This window comes from Amphibacillus sp. Q70 (assembly GCF_052055485.1).
In the GTDB taxonomy this organism is placed as follows: Bacteria; Bacillota; Bacilli; order Bacillales; family Amphibacillaceae; genus Amphibacillus.
In genome coordinates this window covers 2205494-2231356 of the sequence record NZ_CP197171.1, presented here as the reverse complement: position 1 = coordinate 2231356, position 25863 = coordinate 2205494, and the positions used below count along the sequence as shown (strand labels likewise).

Below are 25863 nucleotides of genomic sequence, written 5' to 3'. Positions count from 1 at the left end.
TACAAAGATATGGTTGATAAAAGGATAAATCAATTGAAGAATGAGACAGCTATTAAAAATTTCCACTATAATCGTTTTCTTTTATTACGATACATTTTAGCTGGTTTCTTTTTCTCAAATCTGTACTGGACTTTAGCATTGTTTATGAGCAAAAGTATTTTCATTTTAATACCAGTCATATTATTATTGCTCACGATACCAGCCATTTTTGAACATGCTAGACTTTATGGTGATATAACTGCAGAAGCACAGAATAAATTACGCTATCATTTCATTTATCAATATGTTCAGATGATTTTTAATCTGGTACTTCTGGTACTCACTATCACAAGATGGGGATATCACAACCTATTTCCCTTTTTGACCAATACCTCAACCGCTCGTGCTGTCATTATATTCATATTGTTAGTTGGTATTGTCATGTCGATAAGCTGTCTGAATAGAATCAAGAATATCTATTTGCAAAAGGATAAACATTATAAATATATCAAAGAGTTAGCCAAATAGAATAAATAGAAAGTGAGTGGTCAAGATGGAAGAATCAAATAGTAAACTATTTATATTTCTAGAAAAAACAATTATGGCGCCTCTGGGGAAATTGGCACAGTTTAAGATTGTTCGTGCCATTATGGGGGCTGGAATGGGAGCGATCCCTTTCACGATTGTTGGTTCGATGTTCTTAGTATTCAATATTTTGCCAATGACCTTTCCTTTTTTAGAAGATATATTTAATGCAACTTTTTTTAAGATCAGTGATTTATATATGTTGGCGAATAGTACGACCATGGGAATACTCGCCTTATATTTCTGTGTGGGCCTAGGCTATGAATATACTAAAATTATAGCTGAGGAAGAAGATTTAAATGTTGCACCCATCACAGGTGCCTTATTAGCTATGTTTGCTTTCTTTTTATCGATCCCTCAATTAGTCCTTGAAAATGGTTCAATTGTCCGATTAACAGACCTAGAGCAAACGATTATCAATGGTTGGGCAATTGGAGATGATGGTGTCGCAAGATTAGGGACTGTTGGAATTTTTACTGGAATTATTATGGCTGTCGTAGCCGTGCAATTATATCGTTTATGTGTAGCAAAAAATTGGGTCATTAAGATGCCTGAAGAAGTACCGGAAGGCGTTTCTCGTGCTTTCACAGGGTTGATACCAGCATTCATTGTTGCTTTTGTTGTGCTAATCATTACTGGCGTCTTAGTTGCTTTTGGAACCGACATTTTTCAATTGGTCGCCATTCCATTTGGTTTTGTAACCCAGTTGACTAGCAGCTGGATAGGGATAATGGTTATTTATTTCTTAATACACGCTTTATGGTTAGTCGGTATTCATGGGGCAAACATTATATTTTCACTAATTACACCTATTACTCTTGGCAACTTAGCGTTGAATGCTGACGGTGCAAACATACCGTTAGCAGGTGAGTTTAACAATGCTTTCGTAACAATTGGCGGATCTGGAGCAACATTAGGCTTTTGTCTATTTCTAGTTTATATGGCAAAATCTAAACAATTGAAAGTTTTAGGCAAAGCAGCAATTGTCCCAGCCATTTTCAATATTAATGAACCGCTCATTTTTGGAATTCCATTAATTTATAATCCTTTTATGGCTATTCCATTCTTTTTAGCTCCAATGGCTTCGGCTAGTATTGGATATTTTGCTATCAAGTTAGAGATTATTCGCCCAGTTATCGCAAATATGCCATGGCCATCACCTGTAGGAGTTGGTGCTTTTATTAGCACAGGTGGTGATTGGAAAGCCATAATAGTTGCTCTGTTATGTGCCGCCGTTGCTTTTATTATCTATTTGCCTTTTGCTCGTTCTTATGATCAACGTTTACTGAAACAAGAACAAGCAAATGCAGCATAACACGTTTTAAAAAAGATGAAAAAATAGCAATGAATATTTCCAAATCATTTTTTACCAAAATACTAACCCTTAGATAGGTAAGGAAAGTCTAACCTAGTGACGTAAGGTGTTCGCTCTGATTTTAAAATAAAAAACCTAGTCAAAGTGTACAATGACTAGGTTTTTATTTCTGTTTAACTTATTTATTTAGGTTGTAGAAGGCTGTTTTTCCAGCATATTTAGCTGTATCAACAAGCTCATCTTCGATACGTAGTAACTGATTGTATTTTGCCACACGGTCAGTACGTGAAGGTGCACCTGTTTTGATTTGGCCAGCATTTGTTGCAACCGCAATGTCTGCGATTGTTGCATCTTCTGTTTCACCAGAACGGTGAGAAATAACAGCAGTGTAACCTGCTTTTTTAGCCATTTCGATCGCTTCGAAAGTTTCAGTCAATGTACCGATTTGGTTCACTTTAACTAAAATTGAGTTACCGATACCTTTTTCAATACCTTCAGCAAGTTTTTTAGTATTTGTAACGAATAAATCGTCACCTACTAATTGTACTTTATCACCTAAGCGATCAGTAAGCAATTTGAAACCATCCCAGTCATTTTCATCTAGACCATCTTCAATTGAGATGATTGGGTATTTAGATACCATTTCTGCATACCAGTCAACCATTTCTTCAGAGGTACGAACAACCCCTTCACCTTTAAGGTTATATTTACCATCTTCATAGATTTCAGAAGCCGCAACATCCATTGCCAATTTAACTTCTTCATCTGGTTTATAGCCAGCTGCTTCGATCGCTTCAATAATCGTAGCAAGTGCTTCCTCATTTGATTTAAGGTCCGGTGCAAAACCACCTTCATCACCAACTGCAGTGTTATACCCTTTTGTAGCAAGAACTTTTTTAAGACTATGGAAAATTTCAGCACCCATACGTAAAGCTTCTTTGAATGTTGGTGCGCCAACAGGCATAACCATAAATTCTTGGATATCAACATTGTTATCTGCATGCTCTCCACCATTAAGGATATTCATCATTGGCGTTGGCAGCACAGTGGCATTAAATCCACCTAAGTAAGTATATAGAGAAACACCTAAGTGATCAGCAGCAGCATGAGCAACAGCCATAGATACACCAAGAATAGCATTTGCACCTAATTTCCCTTTGTTTTCAGTGCCATCTAAATCAATTAGTAATTTGTCAATCACAACTTGACGAGTAGCATCAAAACCAAGTAGTTCTGGTGCAATCAGTTCATTTACGTTTTCTACCGCTTTAAGAACTCCTTTACCAAGGTAACGTTCTTTATCACCATCACGTAATTCTACGGCTTCATATTCACCTGTGGAAGCACCACTTGGTACTAAAGCACGACCGAAAGCACCTGATTCTGTATAAATTTCAACTTCTACTGTTGGGTTACCACGTGAGTCCATGACTTCACGTGCAAATACGTCTGTAATATAAGGCATGTTTTTTAATCTCCTTTTCAATTCAAATTTTATTTAATTAATGATTGACCTGTCATATCTTTTGGATGATCAACCTCTAATAAATCTAATAAAGTAGGTGTTAAGTCACCAAGAATTCCACCATCACGCAATTCAATTCCGTCTTTTGTCACAATAACAGGGACTGGATTTGTTGTGTGTGCTGTCATTGGCGCTCCATCTAATGAAACAACTTCATCTGAGTTACCGTGGTCTGCCGTAATAATGGCTCGGCCACCTTTTTCAAGGATTTTGTCAACGATCTTACCTAAGCATTCATCAACTGCTTCAATCGCTTTAATTGTAGGCTCAAGCATACCTGAGTGACCCACCATATCTGGATTGGCAAAGTTTAAGATGATAGCATTTTGATTACCCTCATCTAATTCTTTAAGTAACGCTTCTGTCACTTCATAGGCACTCATTTCAGGTTTTAAATCATAAGTGGCTACTTTGGGCGAGTCAATCAAAATCCGCTTTTCACCTTCAAATTCAGCTTCCTGTCCTCCACTCATAAAGAAAGTGACATGAGGATATTTTTCCGTTTCAGCAATACGCAACTGATTTAAACCATTGTTTGCTAAAACTTCACCGACTGTATTCTTCAACTCAGCTGGTGGATAAGCAATATGACCATTTACAGTATCACTATACTTCATCATACAGACAAAGTAAATATCCTTTGGCGCCATTTCCCCGCGATCAAATCCGGAAAAATCATCGTTGGCGAAAGCTTGAGATATTTGAATCGCTCGATCTGGCCTGAAGTTAAAGAAAATAATCGAATCTTCAGAATCAACTTTGCTAATAGGTTGATCATTTGGGTCAACGATAACCGTTGGCACAACAAACTCATCATAAATATCTTCTTCATAAGCTTGATCAACAACAGCTAAAGGATCTTTTGCTGTTGGACCTTTACCATATGCAATCGCATCATAAGCTTTTTGAACACGATCCCAACGCTTATCACGGTCCATCGCATAATAACGGCCTGATATGGTAGCAAACTGACCAACACCTAATTCAGCCATTTTTGCTTGAGCAGCTGAAATATATTGTTTGGCTGATTTTTGACCGACATCACGACCATCTAAAAAGCCATGGACAAAGACTTTTTCTAAGCCTTTATCTTTAGCTAATTTTAAGACAGCATACAAATGTTCAATGTGACTGTGAACACCACCGTCAGACAATAGGCCAAAAATGTGCAAAGCTTTTCCTTTTGCTATAGCATGATCAATTGCTTGGACTAAATAGTCATTTTCAAAAAAGTCACCCTCGCGAATTGATAAATTGAGTCGTGTTAAGCTTTGATAAACAATTCGACCGGCACCAATATTTAAGTGACCCACTTCTGAGTTACCCATTTGGCCATCAGGTAAACCAACCGCCTCGCCAGAAGCAGTCAATTGGTTATGTGGATATTGCTTCCAATAACGATCAAAGTTAGGTGTGTTCGCTTGTTTAACTGCGTTACCCTTCTCTTCATCACGAATGGCAAAACCATCTAAAATAATTAAAGCAGCTAATTTATCTTGACTCATTTTGCACCAGCCTCCACAAGTTGCAAGAATGAGTCAGCTTCTAAACTTGCTCCTCCAACTAACGCTCCATCAATATCTGATTGCGCTAATAATTCATCAATATTAGCAGGCTTTACACTGCCCCCATATTGAATTCGGATCGCTTCTGCTGCATCTTTTGATACAACTGCCGCAACTGTTTCACGAATATGTGTACAGACTTCATTCGCTTGTTCTGATGTTGCTGTCTTACCTGTACCGATTGCCCAAATAGGCTCATAAGCAATCACAGCTTCTTTAATTTGTGCTTCTGTTAAACCAGCTAATGCTTTTTTAACTTGATCAGCCACTAAATTCATCGTTTGGTTCGCTTCACGTTGTTCTAACGTTTCACCGACACAAATGATAGGTGTGATACCATGTTTGAAAGCTGCATGTGCCTTTTGATTAACCGTTTCGTCTGTTTCAGCATAATATTCACGACGTTCTGAGTGACCAAGCACAACATAGTTAACGCCTAAATCTTTCAACATCACTGGACTCACTTCGCCAGTAAATGCTCCACTTTCTTCAAAGTGCATGGTTTGTGCTGCTACTTCAAGATCAGTACCTTTTGTTTGCGCCACTAAAGCTGACAAATATGGAAAAGGTGCACATACAATTGAATCGACCTTATCTTGCGCTGGCACTTTGTCTTTCGTATCAGCGACAAAACGTTCTGCTTCTGCTAATACTTTATTCATTTTCCAGTTTCCTGCAATAATTGGTTTACGCATAATCTGCTCCTTTTCATGCCTGGTCCATTTTAATGTGTGTTCAAAAGGAAAGATAAAAGGATTGTTTGGGTTAAGTTCTCTGTATTCCAGGTTTCAAGACCTGAATTCCTAACTGAAGTTCCCCTATTATTGACGCATTTCTTACGTGTGGTGAAGATTTCTTCATTATCCAGGCAACACAAATCATTATAGAAAAAGATCCTTAAACCTGATGTATCACTTTCACCAAACTTTTGAACATTCTCTTATAGCTGGTTATTTATTACTAATTGCAGCTAATCCAGGTAATTCTTTTCCTTCTAAGTATTCTAATGAAGCACCGCCACCAGTTGAAATGTGGGAGAATTTCTCGGCAAAGCCTAATTGCATCGCTGCCGCTGCTGAATCTCCGCCACCAATGATAGTGGTTGCATCATTTAAGTTAGCAATTGCTTCACAAACACCAATGGTTCCTTTAGCGAAATTAGTCATCTCGAATACCCCCATTGGGCCGTTCCAAACAACTGTTTTAGCACCTTCTAATTCTCTTTCATAAAGCTTGACTGTTTCAGGTCCAATATCTAAGCCCATATAATCTGCTGGAATTTGATCAGCAGGAACAGCTTTAATATCACCTTCATTAGAAAACTCTTTATTCACCTTTGTATCGATAGGTAAAATAATTTTTCCAGCTGCACGCTCTAATAAATCTTTAGCTAAATCCACTTTATCTGCTTCTAATAATGAAGTACCGATTTCCTTACCTTGAGCTTTGAAGAATGTGAAGGCCATTCCCCCGCCAATAATAACTTTGTCAGCTTTCTCAAGTAAGTTTTCGATCACACCAATTTTGTCACTTACCTTTGCACCGCCTAAGATCGCTACAAAAGGACGGTCAGGATTATCAACAGATTCGCCGATAAATCTAATTTCCTTTTCCATTAAAAAGCCTGCTGCTGATTCAATATTTGACGCAATGCCAACATTTGAAGCATGTGCACGGTGAGCTGTACCGAATGCATCGTTAACAAAAACATCACCAAGGCTAGCCCAATATTTCCCTAGCTCTGGGTCATTCTTGCTTTCTTTCTTGCCATCAATATCTTCAAAACGTGTATTTTCAAACATTAAAACATCACCATTGCCTAGAGCGTCAATCGCGTTTTCCAGTTTTTCGCCGCGTGTTTCTGGAACAAATGCAACTTCTTTAGCCAATAATTCTGTTAAACGATCTGCTACTGGTTTAAGAGATTTTCCTTCTTTGTCTGCTTCTTCCTTCACACGTCCTAAGTGGGAGAAAAGGATAACCTTAGCCCCTTCTTTTATAAGATATTTGATTGTTGGAAGCGCTTGAATAATGCGATCATCATTGGTAATCTTCTCGTCTTTCATCGGCACGTTAAAATCTGCACGGACAAGAACTTTTTTACCGGCTACATCTAAATCAGTTACAATTTTTTTCGCCATTTAAAAATCCTCCAATATTAAGATAGATTTAATTTTAGAAATACTTGGCTTATCGCAAAGTCTTTATGGCGAAAGCCTCAGTTTTATTAAAACTATCAGCTGCAAAATGCTGTGCTTTCTGATAGTTTTGGAAAATTTTACATCCGCTTATCTTTTACTAACCGTGTTAATTCTTTCAGTTATAAAAGATTCAGCTAGTTCGAACCAGCTTGATAACTAAAAATTCATACTAACTAAAAGTATAAAAATAGCAAGCGGGAAGCGCGATCGCTTCCCGCATAGCTGATTGGAATTTATCAATTATAGATTAGCAAAATACTCTAAAGTACGGATTAATTGTGCTGTATATGACATTTCATTATCATACCATGCAACAGTTTTTATCAGTTGTTTGCCATCAACAGTCATGACTTTTGTTTGTGTAGCATCAAAAATAGATCCATGTGTACTACCAACAATATCAGAAGAAACAATCATGTCTTCGTTATAACCGTATGATGGACTTGCTGCATCTTTCATTGCTGCATTTACTTGCTCAGCAGTGACTTCTTTATCAAGTACAGTAACTAACTCAGTTAATGAACCAGTAGCTACTGGAACACGTTGAGCAGCTCCGTCTAATTTACCTTGTAATTCAGGAATAACAAGACCAATTGCTTTAGCAGCACCTGTAGTATTAGGAACAACATTCACAGCTGCAGCACGTGCACGACGGTAATCACCTTTAGCATGTGGAGCATCTAATGTATTTTGGTCACCAGTGTATGCATGAATGGTAGTCATTAAACCTTCTACAATACCAAATTGTTTATGAAGAACGTCAGCCATTGGTGCTAAACAGTTTGTAGTACATGAAGCACCAGAGATAACAGTTTCTTCGCCTGTCAAGATATCTTCGTTAACACCAAATACTACTGTTGGCACATCTCCACCTGGAGCAGAGAGAACAACACGTTTTGCACCTGCTTGAAGGTGTTTTTCAGCTTTTTCCTTAGAGTTGAAGAAACCTGTACATTCTAATACAATCTCTACACCTAAATCTCCCCATGCTAACTCTTCAGGATTAGGATTTGAGAGGATTTTAACTTCTTTACCATTTACAACAAATGCATCGTCTTTGACTTCAACTTCACCATCAAAGCGTCCTTGCATCGTATCATATTTAAGTAAATGAGCAAGCATATCAGCGTCAGTTAAGTCGTTAATAGCCACCACTTCAATTCCTTCTACTTCTTGGATACGACGGAAAGCTAAACGGCCAATACGACCAAATCCATTAATACCTACTTTTACAGTCATTCTTGTTTCCTCCTTGTATTTACATTAATTTATTTAAAGGGAAATACCCTTTATTAACATATTTGCAGCGCCCTCATCAGTAATAAGAACATTACTTTTACCCTGTTGAAAGTAAGAAGCTATTGCTTTAGCTTTCGATTTCCCTCCAGCAATCGCAATCACTGTCTTTACTTTTGACAAATCTTCTAGTTGCATACCGACGGTCCGAACTTTATAGACCACTCGACCCGTTCGATCAAAATAATAGCCAAAAGCCTCACTTACTGCTTTTCCCGTTTTTAACCTTTCCAAAACATCATCAGACGTTTTACGACGTTCAGCCATGGTGATCGCATCTCCAATTCCATGCATCACAACATCAGCTTGTCTAATCATATGTAAAACTTCTTTAACACCAGGTTCTTGAATAATCGATTGATAGGTTTTTTCACTTAATGGATCAGGAACATAGAGCAAACGATAATCCCCGTTGGCCTTTTTTGCCATTTCAGCACAAATCGTATTTGCCTGATTTTCAACCTGCTCGCCTAAACCACCACGTGCAGGAACGAAGAAACAATTTGTCCCTTGTGTAGAAGGCTGCATCATCTCTGCAACGGCAGCAATTGATGTTCCTCCAGTTACTGCAATCGTTTGATTGGGCTCTAACTGTGCTTGTAAAAGTTCTACCGCACGTTTTCCCATATCAAATTTGACCCATTCTTGCTTGTCACTATCACCTGGTGTGATGATAACATGTTCGAGATTTAATATTTGCTTTAATTGCTCTTCTAATACATCGAACCGGTTCATTTTCTCAATATACGGAGTTAAAGCACTCATAATCTCATAACCATTATTGGTTAGAAAAACACCTTGTTGACTAACACTCAATAGTCCTTGTTGTGTTAGAAAATCTATCTCATTACGGACCACACGCTCTTTTAGATTAATTTGCTCTGCCAAACTTCGGCGCCCGATTGGTTCAAGTAAATGTATCATGTGCAGAATTCGATAACGTTTTTGCATTGCTTTTAATAAATCGGGACATACTACCGTTTGTAAATCAATTAGTGAATGCATGTAGTAACTCCCTTTCTGTTTTAACTTTCGGGTTGTTTTTCGTCCCATAATAACAATTTTCTGTCCCACATACGATAAAAAAATACCTGAACAATTTTAAGTATAACAGAAGGGTAAAAATTCCTCAAGGTATTTTAGCTTTAATTTTATTTAAACTAACTGCTTACAAAACAAGTCTCTGACAGACATCCATCAATTATTGACTTGCTTTTTTTTATGGGTAACTTTACCGTTTATTTTGAGAAAGTCGAATTGAATATTTAATAAATAGGCAAAATAGCCGATAAACAAAATATTAGCCAAATATTGCCAAAAGACAGAAAAACCAAAAATCCCTTTTAATTCATCCATCTCCCATATAATCAGACAAGAAATGAAGAACCAATAAATATATTTCACTTTTTACACCTCTATCTTTAATTAGGTAACTCCTTATCCATAGTATAGCTGAATCAATAAAAAAAGTGAAGTTCAAACCAATTGGAAATCAACAGTTGCCAGCTTATAGGTCCCAAAAAATCATATTAGTTTAAAAAGCCTCCCTAGATTTAGATAGGGAGGCAAAATGGCTTAGCATTTTTTGGTTAATTTATTTCGATCTAACTCGACCGGTGTCATGGGTTCATCAGAAAATTCTTCATCAAATCGTTGTGGTGATTTTTTCTGTAACTTTTCTTCTTTATGACGTTCTTTTAACGTTTTTCGATCCTTTTCGTTTTTCATTATTCTCACCCCCACGCCATATATTTTGCGTAAGAGGCAAGAATTTATGTGGCAATCTTAGTTGTATATTATGGAGTCGAATTAACGGGATAGTGAAAATGAAGATAATTGTGGAGAAATGTGTTGAACAAGCCAACTCGTTTATTCTGAAATATAATCTTAGCAACTATTTTTATCAAAGGATACCAACATAGCAGTTAAGTTCCTTCTTTTATTATCTTTTTATACTCATCGGCTTCTTTTGCGGATTTAGTGAAGCTATTATTTTTCCACCATGACCAAATGGAAACAACCCCCATAATTATAATGGATATAAATGTTGTTAAACTTTCTTCTTCAATGGGAATTGGAGATTTCCCAAAGAAACACAATAATTGATTGATAAAGGCGACAAATAAAGCGACTGTTCGAATAATCACTCCTTTATCTATTTTTTTATTTTTCTCCATCTTTTATCACCTCTTTTCATCTTTCCCACTTTATTATAAGTAAAAAGATGAAAAAACGATTGATACAGCTAACCTCAAAAGTCAAAAATGACTATTGCAACTAAATAAATGGATGTTTTACTAAAATTAGCTCATCACTTTCCTTGGATTAGAAAATAAAATGAAACTTTATTCAATGGGAGAGTTTTCGACACATAAATCTCTTTGATGGGGCGAGTAACCGTAAATCACTGCGTTGGGACGAGTAACCGTATTAAGGAAAGCTGCGACGTATTGGCAAGGTTAGAAAGACTTGGCTTATCACCAAGTCTCTCTGGTGAATGTCATCGTTTGACTTAGTTGATCGCCAATAAAACCTTTTATTTCTTTGGTAATGCAAAAATAAGTACCTTACTTATTCTGAGTCCCCGTTTCAAATCTTTTTAGTGGATCGAGTAAACCATTGTTTTCCGGCATTTTATGGTCGGTTAACTGTGATAAAACTTTTGTCTGAAACTTACAGGTAAGGCATGTTCCGCTTTTCTCTAAAATACAGAACCCTTTTCTTCGTGCGCTATATTGCTGCGAATACTCCTTATCCTGTGGATATCCATCCTACTGAAAAATGAATTTACTGCTTTTCGGAATAAACGAGAACTTCAAAAAAGGTTAAAACATTGTTTTATCAACATTTTAACCTTTTTGAACTATTATAAAGTTGGTTTTAAAAGCGCGCCCGGAGGGATTCGAACCCCCGGCACTCGGCCCCGGAAACCGATGCTCTATCCCCTGAGCTACGGGCGCATGATTTCTTGAGAAAATTAGTAACTACCGACGTTTTATCGATAAGCTTCTAATGGAATTGTGTTAAGCACAAGGCATATTATAACGGATAATAAAGAACATTTCAACGAGCAAATAATTTATTGATGATTTTCAGTTGTTGTTTTACAAAAGCAAAGTATGTTCTGCTATAATATTAGTTAGGTTTATTTTCCAGACTAATCGGGAAAAATAAATTTTAACTCAGTTGAATTCAAATATTTGACCTTTATTGACCAATTAGGTACTATAAGGTTAAGTAAACTAATTCATTAAGCTGACTTTAAGGAGGAAGATTAATAATGAACTTAATACCTACAGTTATTGAACAAACAAATCGTGGAGAACGTGCATATGATATTTATTCTCGTTTGCTAAAAGATCGAATCATTATGTTAGGTAGTGGGATTGATGACAATGTTGCCAATAGCATTGTATCACAGTTGCTGTTTTTAGAGGCAGAGAGCCCAGATAAGGATATTTCCATCTATATTAACTCACCTGGTGGATCGATCACAGCAGGAATGGCGATTTATGATACGATGCAATTTATTAAGCCAGATGTTTCAACCATTTGTGTCGGCATGGCTGCTTCAATGGGAGCATTCTTACTAGCTGCTGGTGCACCTGGTAAACGTTATGCTTTACCGAATAGTGAAGTCATGATTCACCAACCACTTGGTGGTACACAAGGGCAAGCAACAGATATTCAAATTCATGCTAAACGTATTATTGAAATGCGTGATAAAATAAATCAAATTTTATCAGAGCGTACAGGACAGCCCATTGAAGTTGTTGATCGTGATACAGATCGTGATAACTTCATGTCTGCTGATGCTGCTTTGAAGTATGGATTGATTGATAAAATTATGGAAAAGAAATAGGATAGAAAATCCCGCTCATTTTTAAAGGTGAGCGGGATTTTTTTAATATTAGCCTTCAGCGCTGTAAAGCTCTTCTAATGGTTTGGTAATTGTTCGGCTAACTTCATTAATCAAATCATTTACGCGTTGTTCTTCTGCCATTAGATTTGAAATTTGTTCATGTTGTTGAACCGTTTCAACTACTTTTCGTGCTTTGTCAACTTCTTCCTCAGTAATTTCTAAACCTTGCATTTGTTTTTGTTGTAATTCGACCTGTGTTGTACGAAAATCATCGAACATTCGTTTAGCGATATCATCACTCATGACCGCATCGTATGCTTCCTTTAATCCTTTGAATTCTTCACTTTCACGCAGAGCCTGCTCTAATGCGTTTGCACTTTCTTGAATTGCTGACATAATGATAAGTCCTCCTATATTATAGTGGTTAAAATAGTGCGTTCATTTTCCACTGTTCCACTATAACAAACTTAAAAGTATTATCCAAATCATAATGGTTAAAAAAAACAGGATTTTTTAACTGATCGCTTGCTCTTTGCCTGCAGTACCATTCTATCGAACAAGTACGACATGCCATTACATTTTTGTTATAATAAAAGAAATGACAATAAGTGAGGCTTTTCGCATGATAAATAAACTTAAAAAAATCTTTCCTAGTTTGATCAATAGTCAACAAAATAAATTTGAACATTCTATAGACGATTATAGTTGGTTTGTCACTCCTGAAAATGAGATTATCGGGATTAAGAAATCAGAGCTAAATAATAAAGATCAAGCTTTGTTACAACTCATTCTTACTCCATATCGGGGTGTTCATCCCCCTGTTACCAGACATGAAAAAGCTTGGTTTCAACTGATTTTTGAGCAAGATGTTACCGCTTTTAATAACAAACCGCTGAATTATCGATTTATTCTTTTTACCCTTTCTGAGCCATTATCGGATCCAACTGATTTCAGAGCAGCGATTGATGGACTCTATTCAAGTAGACCAGCCATTATCTGGATTGATCAAGAATCGGGCATCATTATTGAAGAAGAACCTTTAAATGAAGAAGACATGATTTCATACGAACAAATGATTGAAGTGTTCACAACTGATTTTTATCTTGATGTCCATTTCTATATTGGTCCATATCTATCCAATCTTGCACAAGCACATGCTTATTTTCAGTGGATGCAACAAAGTTTTGCAAAGATAAATACCTTTAGTATTAAATCAGTCATGAATTATGTCTCGGCAGTCCCGTATCTTCTACCAACAATGAAAGAAATTAATGACATTCACTTTTTAATTCATGTCATTTTAAAAGAAACAGCCAATGATGAGGAATTACTGCGTACGATTCAAACGTTTCTAGAATGTAATTCCAATGCAAGCCTTGCAGCTAAAGAACTATATATGCATCGCAATAGCCTGCAATATCGAATTGATAAATTCATTGAAAAAACAAATATTGATGTTAAACAATTTGAAGGGGCTTTGTCCGTTTATCTTATTTTATTATTGAAGCGTCATTTAGAATCAGCTAGCCAACACTCAAACCCTAACTAATTGTGAACTAGAGATGGATTTTGTAAAACGATCAAAAGGTGAGCGTTTATTCTAATTAATTTGTAAGCGTGCACAAACAAGCCTATACTTTTTGTGCAAAGTGGACATTTACCAACTCAAACGATTTAGGTAAAATTAATTCATAAAGTTAAACGCTTTCAAATTAGAGGAGGATTTTGTAATGGCAGAATTATCATTAAGAAATATTGATAAAGTATATGACAAGGACGGTATAAAAGCAGTATCTGATTTCAACCTTGAAATTAATGATAAAGAGTTTATCGTATTTGTTGGTCCATCTGGTTGTGGGAAATCAACCACATTACGTATGATCGCTGGCCTTGAGGAAATTACAGCTGGTGAATTTTATATCGATGGTAAATTAATGAACGATGTTGCTCCTAAAGATCGTGATATCGCAATGGTTTTCCAAAACTATGCGCTTTATCCACATATGAATGTATATGACAACATGGCATTCGGTTTGAAACTACGTAAATTTAAAAAAGATGAAATCGAGCGTCGTGTAAAAAATGCAGCTCAAATCTTAGGACTTGAAGCATACTTAGATCGTAAACCAAAAGCCCTTTCTGGTGGTCAACGTCAACGTGTGGCACTAGGTCGTGCAATTGTTCGTGATGCTAAAGTATTCTTGATGGATGAGCCTTTATCAAACTTAGATGCGAAGCTGCGTGTTCAAATGCGTGCAGAAATCCAAAAGCTTCACCACCGTCTACAAACAACATCTATCTATGTTACTCACGACCAAACAGAAGCAATGACGATGGCTACTCGCCTGGTTGTGTTAAAAGATGGAATTATCCAACAAGTTGGAGCGCCTAAGGAAGTTTATGATAAACCAGACAACGTTTTCGTTGGTGGATTCATCGGTTCACCTGCCATGAACTTCTTCAATGGAACCTTAAAAGAAGATGGATTCCATGTATCTTCTAACGGACAAACAATTGAAGTACCTGAAGGAAAAATGAAAGTTCTTCGTGATCAAGGTTATATTGGTAAAGAGATTATTCTTGGTGTTCGTCCTGAAGATATTCATGATGAACCCGTCTTCGTAGACGCAAATCCAGGTTCAACAATTAAAGCCGTTATTGATGTTGCTGAGCTAATGGGTTCCGAATCATATCTATATTCCAAACTTGTTGATCAAGATTTCATTGCACGAGTTGATTCACGTACTGATGTAAACGGCGGTGAAACCATTACATTAGCTTTCGATATGCATAAGAGTCATTTCTTTGATGTTGAATCAGAACAACGTATTTAGAACGATAATAAGTCGATAACTCCCCCATTAAATATATAAAGAGACATCCGCTTGGATGTCTCTTTTTTTTGTGCTTATTTAGCAGAACGATGTGCTACTCATAACTTTTGTGATTTTCGGCCTTATTTTAACCTCATTCATTTAAAAATGTGCCAGGTCCATCAGCCTTTTGTTGCTGTTGGATTGCCCATTTTAATCTCAATCACGTTTTGGAGTGATTGGGTACGGATTTTCCTTCACATTAGAGCAGATAAAATTTTAGCAGAGAGGTTCATTCAATGCGACTAAAATTTTGAAGTCTCAGGGATAGGAGATACTAACACATTAACTCAAAAAACAAGAAAATGTGTGGATTTCTGAGACCTTGCTCAAAAAGTTTCAGTTAAAAATCCATAACACTTATTCGGAGGCTTTCTTTCACACAGACGTGGTGATTTCAATGTTTGCACAAGCTGTGTGTCAGCCGAAGATTCTCATTTCAAAAGGGTGTTTAAATCGCCCTCTAATTTAGAGTGCACTCAAGCATTCATCACCCCACTGATAAAAGCTGGAGCTCCTTAAGGATAAAAAGCTGTTTTCTTCAAGCGATAACTCGCTGACGACACTTTCCTTCCTTATTCTGCTTAACAAGTTGACTGTTAAAGTTCTAAAGCTAATTGCTTCAATTGATGATTCTGTTACTGATGACTTGATCCCATTTGCTCTTGCGCTTGTTGGACAAGTCTTTTAGTAATTTCTCCACCTACAGACCCGTTTGCACGAGCTGTTTCATTAGCACCTGGAGTTACACCAAATTCTTGAGCAATTTCGTACTTCATTTGATTTAATTTTTGTTCAACACCGGGAACAACTAACTTGTTTGAACGATTTCTATCTGCCATTGTTGTTCACCTCCTTACTAGTAGTATGAGAACTTCTCATTTTTTTAACAGCGTTAATTACTAGTTAGTAAGGAAAATACTGTATCACTGTTGATACTACAATTATATATGACCGATCATTTTGTTAGGATCAACAAACTCATTAAATTCTGCTTCTGTTAACAATCCTAACTCTAAAGCAGCTTGCTTCAAAGTTTTAGCTTCCTGATAAGCTTTCTTCGCTATTTTAGCTGCATTATCATAACCAATATGTGGATTTAGTGCTGTCACTAACATCAATGACTCATTCACATTCTGATTCATCTTTTTTTGAATCGGTTTCATGCCAGCTAAACAACGTTCATTAAAAGAACGAATCCCATCAGCTAACAATTGAGTAGATTGCAAAAAATTATAAGCAATAACAGGTTTATACACATTAAGCTCAAAATTACCTTGACTTGCTGCTATGCCTATCGTTGCATCATTTCCCATGATCTGTACAGCAACCATAGTTAAGGCTTCAGCCTGTGTAGGATTAATTTTTCCAGGCATAATTGAACTGCCAGGTTCATTAGCTGGAATATCGATTTCACCAAGCCCTGTACGTGGTCCGCTGGCTAACCAGCGAATATCATTAGCAATTTTCATTAGATCAGCTGCTAATGCCTTTAAAGTTCCATGAGCTCTCACTATTTGGTCATGGCTGGTTAAAGCATGGAACTTATTTGGTGCTGAGCGAAACGGTCTATTGGATAATTGAGTTAATTGATCAGCTACCATCTCGCCAAATTTGGGTTCAGCGTTGATCCCTGTTCCAACAGCTGTGCCACCAATAGCTAATTCGCTTAAATGAACTAGGTCCTCTGTTAGCATCTGTTGAATTTTTTCAATCATATGTTGCCAACCACTAATTTCTTGACCGAATGTTATTGGTGTTGCATCCTGCAAATGTGTTCGACCGATTTTGATCAAATCCTGGTATTTATTTACCTGCTTATTTAAAGTCAAATCAATATCTGCGAGGGCTGGTAAAAGCTCTTCTTCAATAGCCAAAACTGCTGAGATATGCAGAGCTGTTGGAAATGTATCATTTGAGCTTTGCGATTGATTGAGATCATCATTTGGATGTAACTGTGGCTGTTGATTATTTTCAAGCAAAAATTGGTTTCCTATGTATGATAAAACTTCATTTACATTCATATTTGTTTGTGTACCACTGCCTGTCTGCCAAACATGAAGGGGAAAATGTTCAATCAAATCATTCGCTAAAACTGTATCACAAGCATGGACAATGGCTTGTTCTTTTTGTTTAGTTAACTTATTTAAGCGATGATTAACAATGGCTGCACTTTTCTTTAGCATAACAAAAGCACGAATCAACCGATCAGGTATCTTCTCATTACCAATTGGGAAATTCTCAACACTTCGCTGGGTTTGAGCTCCCCAATATTTAGTTTGATCAACTTCAATCGATCCTATTGAATCATACTCTGTTCTTGTTTTCATTTTTTTCTCCTCCGTTTCATTGATTACTCTTATTGTAGCATATCGTTTTTTGCAAAACTCACTCTCACTTATTCCTTTGATAGTACAAGAATAAGTGCCTTTCTTATTCTGAGTCCCAGTCAGTGGGAGACGCTCACTGATTGAAGTTCCGTTTTATCGTAATATATAATAAAAAAAGATGACCTCTATTCAAAATAGAAATCATCTTCTTATTCATGATTAATAATGATAATCAAAATACTCCTCTAGTGTTAATGATTCATGATATAGATGGTCAGCAAGTTCTTTTCCCACATAACGAAGATGCCACGGTTCATAAGCATATCCAGTAATTTCTTCTTTTCCTTCAGGATAACGAATAATAAACCCAAAGTCATGGGCATGATCTTCTAACCAACTACCTTCTTCTGTTTGTTGAAAAGTTTCCTCAAGGGCAAAAGCAATGACGGATGTACTCACATCGATTGCAAGTCCCGTTTCATGCTCACTTGTTCCTGGTCGCGCCGAAAATTGATCGGCATGTTCTTGACCATTATTAGCCACACTGCTTTGGTAAATAGTCGTTTGACGTTCATTTGATCGATAACCTGATACAGCTACTAAATTTAAACCTTCTTCATTGGAAGCTTGGAATAATTCTTCAAGTGCGTGAGCGGCTTCCTCTCTTAATAATCGGCGATCATCACCCTCTGGCGATAAATGTAGAACATCTGGCTCTACTAAATCATCAGGTGAGTAACCTTCTGGTAATCGGCGGTTTTTATTCACATACACTTCTATGCTTTCTGGATTACTAACAATAAAAAGGTCTGTTTCAGATTCAACACCTGAAATATTTTTATCTACATCTTGTTGACTGCTCACTTCAATTAATGGCTTGGCAATTAAAGTCGAGCCCTTTTTTTGTGAATAAGAATGCACCATTTTTGAAGATGGATCTGTATCTGTCTGACTACACCCTATGAGTGAAATTACAATGAGCAATAATAAAAAATGATTCAATTTCAAAACATATCACCTCTATTCAACCTAACTTAACTATAACATAATTGAATTTGAAAAAAATGAGCAGATATTTCCACTCTATTGGATCGTTAAGTAATAAGTTTAAAAGAATAAATCGTTTTTGAAAAATAAAGCAATAATGACCTAAGAAAATAAGAATACTCTGTAAAGTCATTCTTCAACAGAATAGATCCCTTCCCTAATACTCCCATGCATAGTATCGATAATATACCAATAATTCATTAAATCGTGCTTGATTATTTGCTTCAATCGCTCTATCGATCTCCCGATCAAAATAAGCTTTATTCCATCCAGCAATTGATTGATCTAACACTAATTGGGCAGCTAATTTAAATTCAAAAGAAAGATCACGCTTCACGGTTAACTGTTTAGGGATTAGACGATTGGTTCTTTGCAATAGATAATTTACTTTTTCTTTTTTCATAAATGAACCTCCTAAAAATCAAAGTGAATAAACAATTGGAAATTTGGAAATGTTTACTTTAATGATCTTTAATCAAAATAACTTGAGGCTTAAAAGATAAAGGTTATGATCCCTATAAGTAGCGAAAAATAAAGGGACTTTCAATCAAGTATGATTTATGACAAGCTAAGTGACTGAACAAAAGTGACTATCGTTTTATGAAGTATCCTTCTCTAAGCAAATTTGTCAAGTAAGTGAAAAAATATTGCTGAGAAAATAAAGCACGTAAAACATCCAAAATATTACGAATCATCGGGTATCTAAGTTAGGAACTTCTTCAAACAGTATTCCTTGAAATTAAAAAGTTCCTATTTTAAACACAACTACGTGGTGGACGAACCCTTTACTTAATTCGTGTATACCCTTCTAAATGAGAATTAAACGATTGCCCTTAACCAACCTTATCGCTGCGAGTCAACATTGATTGATCAGTAAAGGAATCTTGCTCTAGACTTATCCACATTTGAAGTGATAGATTAGATATACAAAGATTTAGGAAGGAAGCATTCTGAATGAATCAATATGAACGAATTAGACGAGGCGAACGCGGAGCATGGGTAAGTATCATTGCCTATTTGTTTCTCGCCGTCTTAAAAATCGTTATCGCACAAGTTACCAATTCTCAAGCCTTACGTGCCGATGGGCTCAACAATTCAACTGATGTCATTGCATCGATTGCTGTTTTAATTGGCTTAAAAATATCACGTAAACCTCCTGATTATGATCACCATTATGGCCATTTTCGTGCAGAATTGATCGCCTCATTAGTTGCATCATTTATAATGGTAACAGTTGGGTTGCAGGTTATTTTTAATTCCATCCAATACATTTGGAACGGTGGAGCCACACAACCTTCAATGTTAGCCGGCTGGACAGCACTAGGTTCCTCAATTCTGATGTTGGGTGTTTATTTTTTTAACCGGCGTCTTGCCAAAAAAATAAACAGCCATTCACTTTATGCTGCATCCCAAGATAATAAATCTGATGCTCTAGTGAGTTTAGCTGCTTTTATTGGTATATTAGGAGCTCGAGTTGGCTTAACCTGGCTTGATCCAATTGCGGGTATTCTCGTTGGGATTCTAATCGTTTACACGGCTTGGGATATTTTCAAAAATGCTAGTCATACCCTAACAGATGGTTTTGAAGATGATTCCATAAATGAAATACGGGCCTTTATTGAAAAAGACCCTGAGATTAGAAAGATAAAAGATATTAAAGGCAGACACGACGGTAATCAGATTTATCTTGATATGACCATTTATGTTGATCCGACCATGACAATTGAACACGCCCATAGAATAACGGATCGAATTGAAAATATTTTGGTCGATCATTTTATGATTCATCATACTCAAATCCATGTAGAACCTGATCCCAAGATTCAAAGTAGAAAATAAACAAATGCCGTTGCTCCTAAGACAACAAAAATAATGTGTAATCGAAATAAAGCAAGTACAATTGCCACAAGTCCACCTAAAAAACCGATATGGGGTTGGTCAGATACGACATCTAAGATACCAGGGAAAATTAAAGCGCCTAAGGCTGCATAAGGGATCAGCTCTAGCCACTGGCCAACCCAAGTCGGAAAAGTAACACGATCGATAATGAAGGCAGGTAAAATTCGCGGCACAACAGTAACGATGCTCATCAATATAATAACAACTAAAACGGGCATTATGCTTTCCTCCTCATAAAAAATAAGCCAAAGAAACTAGCTAAAATAGTTGCAAACACAATCGACCAACCTTCTTGTAAAAAATAACTCAAGCCATAATTTAATATCATCGCAAGACCTGCAATGAGCCCATAATATAAATTCATCTTTACAGAAGGCACAAGCAAGGCAATGAACATCGCATAAAGGGCGATCCCAAAGCTCTGACTAATCGCTGCAGGTATGATATCACCAACAAACCCTCCAATAAATGAACCAATCAACCATGAACTATATGATATGAAAAAGAGACCAAAATAAAATAAATGCCCTGAGGGCTGTTTAGCTGCTTTTTTCTCAACAGATGTCACCGAAAAGGTTTCATCAGTCATTAATAAAGAGAGCCCAACCCGCCACTTTAGCGGTACTGTCTTGAGTTGGTGCATAAACGACAACCCCATAACAAAATGTCTAAAATTTAACACAAAGGTCGCGATAATGATTTCAAGTGCTCCCATATGAAGTAAAAACATATTCGTTGCCATAAATTGTGACGCTCCGCCATAGACGAGTGCACTTATACTCGTTAGTTCTACCACACTCAATCCTGCTTGACTTGCCAAAACACCATATGTAATCGCAATTGGAAAATAACTCAACATAATCGGAATCCCAACTTTAATTCCTCTTTTTAATTGATCAATCGAACGCATAGGCCCCCTCCTTTTCTCTGACAATTCTCAAATCAAATCAATCAGAATATTTTGTTAATAATTTTTTTGTATATAAATAGCTAGCCCAAAGCTAGCTATTTTCGTTATCTTGTTCTGTTAAAATGATCGGACCCTTTTTACTAATAATGATGGTATGCTCAAACTGTGCTGATCGCTTGCCATCGATTGTACGAGCGGTCCAATTATTACTATCCATTTGGCTTTGCCATACTCCTTCATTTAACATCGGCTCAATTGTAATCGCCATGCCTTCCTTCAAGCGTGTACCTTTACCAGGCAATCCATAATGTGGTATATGAGGGGGTTCATGCATTGTTGGTCCAATCCCATGACCGGTAAAATCCCGTACAACCGAAAGCCCTTCAGACTCTGCATATTGTTGAATCGCATGTCCAATATCACCAATCCGATTACCAACTTGTGCCTGTTCAATTCCTTTATATAAAGATTCTTTTGTTACATCCATTAGATGCTTGGCCTGCTGGTCAACTTCTCCTACTGCATATGTCCAAGCAGAATCAGCTAAAGCCCCATTTAAATTAACAACCATATCAATCGTTACAATATCACCATTTTTCAATGCCTCTTGACGCGGAAATCCATGACAAATCTCATCATTAATTGAAGCACATGTTGCATATTCATATCCATTATAGCCAATTTGTTCTGCTGTCGCTCCATGATCAATCATATATTTTTCTGCAAAGGCATCAATTTCTGCCGTCGTTATACCAGGCTTAATCATTTTTGCGATTTCCTTATGAATAGCAGCAAGCAATTTACCCGCCTCTGCCATCAATTCAATCTCTCGTTTACTCTTCCGTTGAATCATCGACCTAACCCCTTTCTTTCCATACATACTATAACATATTTATGCTAAATGTGCCTTAACTTTAATCCTTAGAAAAAATAGCTTTTAAATTTTTTATTTGGCATACAAACAACAGAACACCCTTCCGCTTGACGTTTTGCTATATTTATTCTTTAGAAAATTATCCCTTAATTATTTAAGCACTGTCTAAACACCAGCTCTTTTTTTATCTGCTTAAAATCGGATTATCGACTTATTACTACTTCTTCAAATTAGCTAAACATGGGCAAACAATCATAAATAACAAGGCTATAAGTAAACCATGTTGGGTCCACAAACGTTACCATACAACGTGGCAATGATCCCTGCTGAATAGAGCGAGAAAATAATTGATTTAGGTGTGAGCTATAACGGATGCTAATATCCTGATTCAACTCGTTTGAATTATAAACTGAAGGGAGATTCCATCTGAGATGGAACCCCCCTTTAAATTAAAATCCTCCGTATCCCCAAGATGCTCCAATAATGATCAATAGGATGAATAAAACAACAATTAACGCAAAACCTGAACCATAACTATATCCTGCACCCATCTTGAACCCTCCTTTATTCTATCAAGTCACTTATAGAATATGATTGTTTTTCAAAAGTGGGAGAACTCGGAGTAAAAATGGGTCATTGTCCGTTATCTATAATCTTTAATCTGATAATATTTTCCGTTAATAATCTTTTCCTCATCCATTAAAATATCGACTAATACTTCAGCAACATCTGAGGTATCACTTAATTGATTATCTTCTTTATATTGTTTAAATTGATCAACTGCTTGAAAAGACTCTGGGCTTGCCGAACGAATATCACCTTGCATATTTGTATCCATAATACTTGGATTAAACAAAATCACTTTATGTTTGGTACCTAATTCCTTTTGTTCAAGGGCAACTGTATTCGTATAACGATTTAGTCCAGCTTTCGATGCACCATAGGCACTCCAGCCATAAGTTGAACGATCCGCGGCTCCCGAAGAAATATTAGTAATGATTGTTTTTATCCCACAGTGCTTTGCTCTTTTTAAAACAAGCGCAGTCGTTATAATCGGGGCAATTAAGTTAAGTTGCATATGTGCTTGGACCGCTTCAATGGTATGCTTTGTTGCAATATCAATCGGATTCACTGTTGCTGCATTATTAATCAGGTAAACAAGTTCAGTATCTTTCTTGAAAACTTGATCATTAATTTTTTCAAAAATTCGATCAAGTCGATCAACATCGGTTAAATTACAAGTGAAATGCTGATAACTTACGCGACTTTCGTCCGCCACTTGATTTAACTGCTGATTCTGATTGCGGGCAATTCCAACAACGTTTACACCAGCTTTTAACAATCGCTCCGCAATCGAAGCACCAAATCCCTTTGATGTTCCAGTGACAACTGCATATTTCATTTGATTCAACCCTCCATTAAATAATCCATTCCAATTATAATTATAATCGATCTAATCAACAATCGCCAATACCATGATAAAGTGAAACTTCGTTCAGTGGGTTTTTCCTTCATCCCTCACTGGCTAGAGAACAAAGGATAAACACGCCACGTCCTGTTGCAGAGCTTTTGGTGGTCGGGTAGAAGACAGGCGCGCATTCAATATGCTAGTCATCCGAACCGGTCAATTGATGACAGGAGACTTTCACTCCATTAGATTTCCAGCCTTGACGGCTGCTCCGGATGAGTAATCGCATTAAGGAAGGCTACGGAGCATTAACAATGTAAGAAAAACCTGACAAAGCCTGCCCGGTCCTTTTCTTTCTATCCAAATTAGAGCACATCTGATAATTGATATTCCTGTTCATGGATGCCTTTATAGTATTCTGGATACATTTCTCCTCCGCAATATTTACAGTGAAACTGTGGCGGATAAACGGGATCCCTCCATCCATCCGATCAAAATTCTGCCCGACATCATAAGACATTTTTTCTTCTCCATGACAATCCAAACAGTGATAATTGATGGATTGGCTCTTTCTGGATAACTGTAGGTGGTCTCTATCTTTTTGGCTTCTTCAGTTTTTTCAATATATTGAATCCCCCTTTCCATATAGCGCCTTGCTTCTTTTATCAACGCTATTTTTATGCCCAATGCTTTTCATCCTCCCTTTTGAACACACACTATAATGAAAGTTTTATCCTAAAGGCGAAAAATCCATCTGAAAAGTCAACGCTTCTACTTAATCATTGTTCTACCCTTAAGGCATCTTGACTGAACCTATAAATCGCGTTCAGCGATTTGCAGTCAAGTTAACGAAAATACAATCAAGTTCAGCGATTTGCAGTCAAGTTAACGAAAATACAGTCAAGTTCAGCGCTTTCTTTTTTGTTGACTCTTTTTCATCAGAATAATCAATCTATTCTTCATTATAAGGAGCGCCCATCAAGGGATGGGAACGGCGGGTGGCGACTCCAGTAGGAACAAATGCCTTCGGTGGGACGAGTCACCACACTAAGGAAGGCTGCGGAGCATTAACACCGCAAGAATAAGGATTTTTCTTATTCTAAGTCCCAGTCCCGGACGTGGTGTTTTTGTCGACCAGCCAGTTACACTGCGATAAAATGGGATCAAAAAATGGAAAGCTTATTGTAAAGCTTCTTCAAGAACATTAATATTGCGTTCCATTAAAGAAAAATAATCTTCATCAGCTTCAATATCCTGCTCTGTTAAAACCTCTAAATTATGAATTTCTAAACTAGCTAAACCTGCCTCCTCTTGAATAACAGTTGCCACACGTGGTTGAATATTTTGATCAAAAAGTAAATAATCTATCTCAGAATCTTGAATAAGCTCGATCAAATGAGTTAATTGACGTTGTGAAGGTTCTTCATTTGCAGACAAACCCGTAATTGCAATTTGCTCAAGTCCATAGTCCCGCTCCCAATAGCCATAGGCTGCATGGGTAACAAGGATTGTGTGACGATCAACTTGATGAATGACATCAGTGAAGTTTTGATCAAGTTCAAGTAACTGATTAGAAATCTGATCAAAGTTATCATTAAAATAATTCTGATCTTCGGGCATGAGCTCAATCAATTTTGTTAAAATATTTTCAGCAAGATTAACCATTAAATTAGGACTGATCCATACATGTGGATCAAAATCCCCATATGAATGATCATGATGATGATCATCTTCATCATCGTGATCATGGTGCATCCCTTCATGATCATGGTCATGATGATAGCTAAGCTTATCTAAACCTTCCGAGGCTTCTAAAAATTCAACTGCTTCGTCTTTTACCGCATCTTTTATTGAGGTTGCATAGCTTTCTGATACTTCATCATTAAAGATAAACAAATCAGCCTCAGCTATTTCCACCATCATTCTTGATGTGGGCTCAAAAGTATGTGAATCAGAGCCTGCAGGCAAAATGGACTCAGCATGAACCTTGTCACCACCTATTTCATTAGCCAAAAATTCCAATGGATATAAAGTAGTATAAATCATAAGACGATCTGTTTCATCAGTATCCATTTCATTCGTAGTCAGCTGTTCTTTTTCGTTTGTACAAGCAGCTAACATTAAAGTAACTAGTCCTACGAACAATACCCGACAAAAGAATTTCATATATGTAAACTCCCCTTTTTAATCTTTA

Annotated in this window: 27 protein-coding genes and 1 tRNA gene; 6 read left to right on the top strand and 22 right to left on the bottom strand. The window is 36.8% G+C overall.

The features are described from left to right. Positions 1-9 precede the first annotated feature (9 nt). Complete coding sequence (locus ACS127_RS09805) at positions 10-507, top strand: hypothetical protein (protein ID WP_440894861.1); 498 nt, start codon at positions 10-12, stop codon at positions 505-507. 25 nt (positions 508-532) lie between these two features. Continuing rightward, positions 533-1879, top strand: a complete 1347-nt coding sequence (gene celB / locus ACS127_RS09800) for a PTS cellobiose transporter subunit IIC (protein ID WP_440894860.1) — start codon at positions 533-535, stop codon at positions 1877-1879. Positions 1880-2057: 178 nt separating this feature from the next. On the opposite strand, the gene eno is transcribed toward celB, so the two are convergent. The 10 genes from eno to ACS127_RS09750 form a co-directional block, all read right to left on the bottom strand. Beyond that, a complete protein-coding gene (eno, locus tag ACS127_RS09795; RefSeq protein WP_440894859.1) occupies positions 2058-3344 on the bottom strand; it encodes a phosphopyruvate hydratase in 1287 nt (428 codons plus the stop codon). A gap of 29 nt (positions 3345-3373) precedes the next feature. Then, complete coding sequence (gene gpmI, locus ACS127_RS09790) at positions 3374-4909, bottom strand: 2,3-bisphosphoglycerate-independent phosphoglycerate mutase (protein WP_440894858.1); 1536 nt, start codon at positions 4907-4909, stop codon at positions 3374-3376. Further along, positions 4906-5664 (bottom strand): triose-phosphate isomerase, encoded by a 759-nt coding sequence (gene tpiA, locus ACS127_RS09785; RefSeq protein ID WP_440894857.1) that lies wholly within the window; start codon positions 5662-5664, stop codon positions 4906-4908. Before tpiA ends, gpmI begins: the two co-directional genes overlap by 4 nt. A gap of 255 nt (positions 5665-5919) precedes the next feature. Next, complete coding sequence (locus ACS127_RS09780) at positions 5920-7110, bottom strand: phosphoglycerate kinase (RefSeq protein WP_440894856.1); 1191 nt, start codon at positions 7108-7110, stop codon at positions 5920-5922. Positions 7111-7410: 300 nt separating this feature from the next. Then, the gene (gene gap / locus ACS127_RS09775) at positions 7411-8409 is read right to left on the bottom strand and encodes a type I glyceraldehyde-3-phosphate dehydrogenase (protein WP_440894855.1); all 999 of its coding nucleotides are present in this window, start codon (positions 8407-8409) and stop codon (positions 7411-7413) included. Positions 8410-8442: 33 nt separating this feature from the next. After that, complete coding sequence (locus ACS127_RS09770) at positions 8443-9471, bottom strand: sugar-binding transcriptional regulator (RefSeq protein ID WP_440894854.1); 1029 nt, start codon at positions 9469-9471, stop codon at positions 8443-8445. A 192-nt stretch (positions 9472-9663) separates the two neighbouring features. After that, the gene (locus ACS127_RS09765) at positions 9664-9822 is read right to left on the bottom strand and encodes a hypothetical protein (RefSeq protein ID WP_440894853.1); all 159 of its coding nucleotides are present in this window, start codon (positions 9820-9822) and stop codon (positions 9664-9666) included. Positions 9823-10041: 219 nt separating this feature from the next. Continuing rightward, complete coding sequence (locus ACS127_RS09760) at positions 10042-10194, bottom strand: small acid-soluble spore protein O (protein ID WP_440894852.1); 153 nt, start codon at positions 10192-10194, stop codon at positions 10042-10044. A gap of 197 nt (positions 10195-10391) precedes the next feature. Beyond that, positions 10392-10643, bottom strand: a complete 252-nt coding sequence (locus tag ACS127_RS09755; RefSeq protein WP_440894851.1) for a phage holin — start codon at positions 10641-10643, stop codon at positions 10392-10394. A 710-nt stretch (positions 10644-11353) separates the two neighbouring features. Continuing rightward, a tRNA-Arg gene (locus ACS127_RS09750) sits at positions 11354-11426 on the bottom strand. Between the two features lie 320 nt (positions 11427-11746). On the opposite strand from ACS127_RS09750, the gene clpP reads away from it, so the two are divergent. Continuing rightward, positions 11747-12328, top strand: coding sequence for an ATP-dependent Clp endopeptidase proteolytic subunit ClpP (gene clpP / locus ACS127_RS09745; protein ID WP_440894850.1), 582 nt, complete (start codon positions 11747-11749; stop codon positions 12326-12328). Positions 12329-12376: 48 nt separating this feature from the next. On the opposite strand, the gene ACS127_RS09740 is transcribed toward clpP, so the two are convergent. Beyond that, positions 12377-12724, bottom strand: coding sequence for a YlbF family regulator (locus ACS127_RS09740; RefSeq protein WP_440894849.1), 348 nt, complete (start codon positions 12722-12724; stop codon positions 12377-12379). 226 nt (positions 12725-12950) lie between these two features. On the opposite strand from ACS127_RS09740, the gene ACS127_RS09735 reads away from it, so the two are divergent. Both ACS127_RS09735 and ACS127_RS09730 read left to right on the top strand, forming a co-directional pair. Beyond that, positions 12951-13877, top strand: a complete 927-nt coding sequence (locus ACS127_RS09735; protein WP_440894848.1) for a PucR family transcriptional regulator — start codon at positions 12951-12953, stop codon at positions 13875-13877. A gap of 181 nt (positions 13878-14058) precedes the next feature. Beyond that, positions 14059-15162 (top strand): ABC transporter ATP-binding protein, encoded by a 1104-nt coding sequence (locus ACS127_RS09730; protein WP_440894847.1) that lies wholly within the window; start codon positions 14059-14061, stop codon positions 15160-15162. 677 nt (positions 15163-15839) lie between these two features. Here ACS127_RS09730 and ACS127_RS09725 read toward each other — a convergent pair. From ACS127_RS09725 to ACS127_RS09710, 4 genes are all read right to left on the bottom strand, one after another. Further along, entirely contained in the window at positions 15840-16043 is a 204-nt protein-coding gene (locus tag ACS127_RS09725) for a small, acid-soluble spore protein, alpha/beta type (RefSeq protein WP_440894846.1), read from the bottom strand. Between the two features lie 102 nt (positions 16044-16145). After that, entirely contained in the window at positions 16146-17531 is a 1386-nt protein-coding gene (gene fumC, locus ACS127_RS09720; protein WP_440894845.1) for a class II fumarate hydratase, read from the bottom strand. A gap of 219 nt (positions 17532-17750) precedes the next feature. Beyond that, positions 17751-18539 (bottom strand): M15 family metallopeptidase, encoded by a 789-nt coding sequence (locus ACS127_RS09715; RefSeq protein ID WP_440894844.1) that lies wholly within the window; start codon positions 18537-18539, stop codon positions 17751-17753. Positions 18540-18735: 196 nt separating this feature from the next. Continuing rightward, on the bottom strand, positions 18736-18981 hold the full coding sequence (locus ACS127_RS09710; protein WP_440894843.1) for a hypothetical protein: 246 nt from the start codon (positions 18979-18981) through the stop codon (positions 18736-18738). A 551-nt stretch (positions 18982-19532) separates the two neighbouring features. Here ACS127_RS09710 and ACS127_RS09705 point away from each other — a divergent pair. Beyond that, positions 19533-20417, top strand: a complete 885-nt coding sequence (locus ACS127_RS09705) for a cation diffusion facilitator family transporter (protein WP_440894842.1) — start codon at positions 19533-19535, stop codon at positions 20415-20417. On the opposite strand, the gene ACS127_RS09700 is transcribed toward ACS127_RS09705, so the two are convergent. The 7 genes from ACS127_RS09700 to ACS127_RS09670 all read right to left on the bottom strand — a co-directional run bounded on the left by ACS127_RS09700 (position 20402) and on the right by ACS127_RS09670 (position 25835). Further along, positions 20402-20695: an AzlD domain-containing protein gene (locus tag ACS127_RS09700; RefSeq protein WP_440894841.1), complete on the bottom strand. Its 294-nt coding sequence runs from the start codon at positions 20693-20695 to the stop codon at positions 20402-20404. The two genes, ACS127_RS09705 and ACS127_RS09700, sit on opposite strands and share 16 nt — an antisense overlap. Beyond that, entirely contained in the window at positions 20695-21387 is a 693-nt protein-coding gene (locus ACS127_RS09695; RefSeq protein ID WP_440894840.1) for an AzlC family ABC transporter permease, read from the bottom strand. The genes ACS127_RS09700 and ACS127_RS09695 overlap by 1 nt, the downstream gene beginning before the upstream one ends. A gap of 91 nt (positions 21388-21478) precedes the next feature. Continuing rightward, positions 21479-22240, bottom strand: coding sequence for a type I methionyl aminopeptidase (gene map / locus ACS127_RS09690; RefSeq protein WP_440894839.1), 762 nt, complete (start codon positions 22238-22240; stop codon positions 21479-21481). Between the two features lie 470 nt (positions 22241-22710). Continuing rightward, positions 22711-22812 (bottom strand): YjcZ family sporulation protein, encoded by a 102-nt coding sequence (locus tag ACS127_RS09685; protein ID WP_440894838.1) that lies wholly within the window; start codon positions 22810-22812, stop codon positions 22711-22713. Between the two features lie 92 nt (positions 22813-22904). Then, positions 22905-23663, bottom strand: coding sequence for a (S)-benzoin forming benzil reductase (locus ACS127_RS09680; protein ID WP_440894837.1), 759 nt, complete (start codon positions 23661-23663; stop codon positions 22905-22907). Positions 23664-24113: 450 nt separating this feature from the next. Next, on the bottom strand, positions 24114-24356 hold the full coding sequence (locus ACS127_RS09675; protein ID WP_440894836.1) for a hypothetical protein: 243 nt from the start codon (positions 24354-24356) through the stop codon (positions 24114-24116). Positions 24357-24848: 492 nt separating this feature from the next. Then, positions 24849-25835 carry a metal ABC transporter solute-binding protein, Zn/Mn family gene (locus ACS127_RS09670; RefSeq protein WP_440894835.1) on the bottom strand — a complete coding sequence of 329 codons (987 nt, stop codon included), beginning with the start codon at positions 25833-25835 and terminating at the stop codon, positions 24849-24851. Positions 25836-25863: the final 28 nt, after the last annotated feature.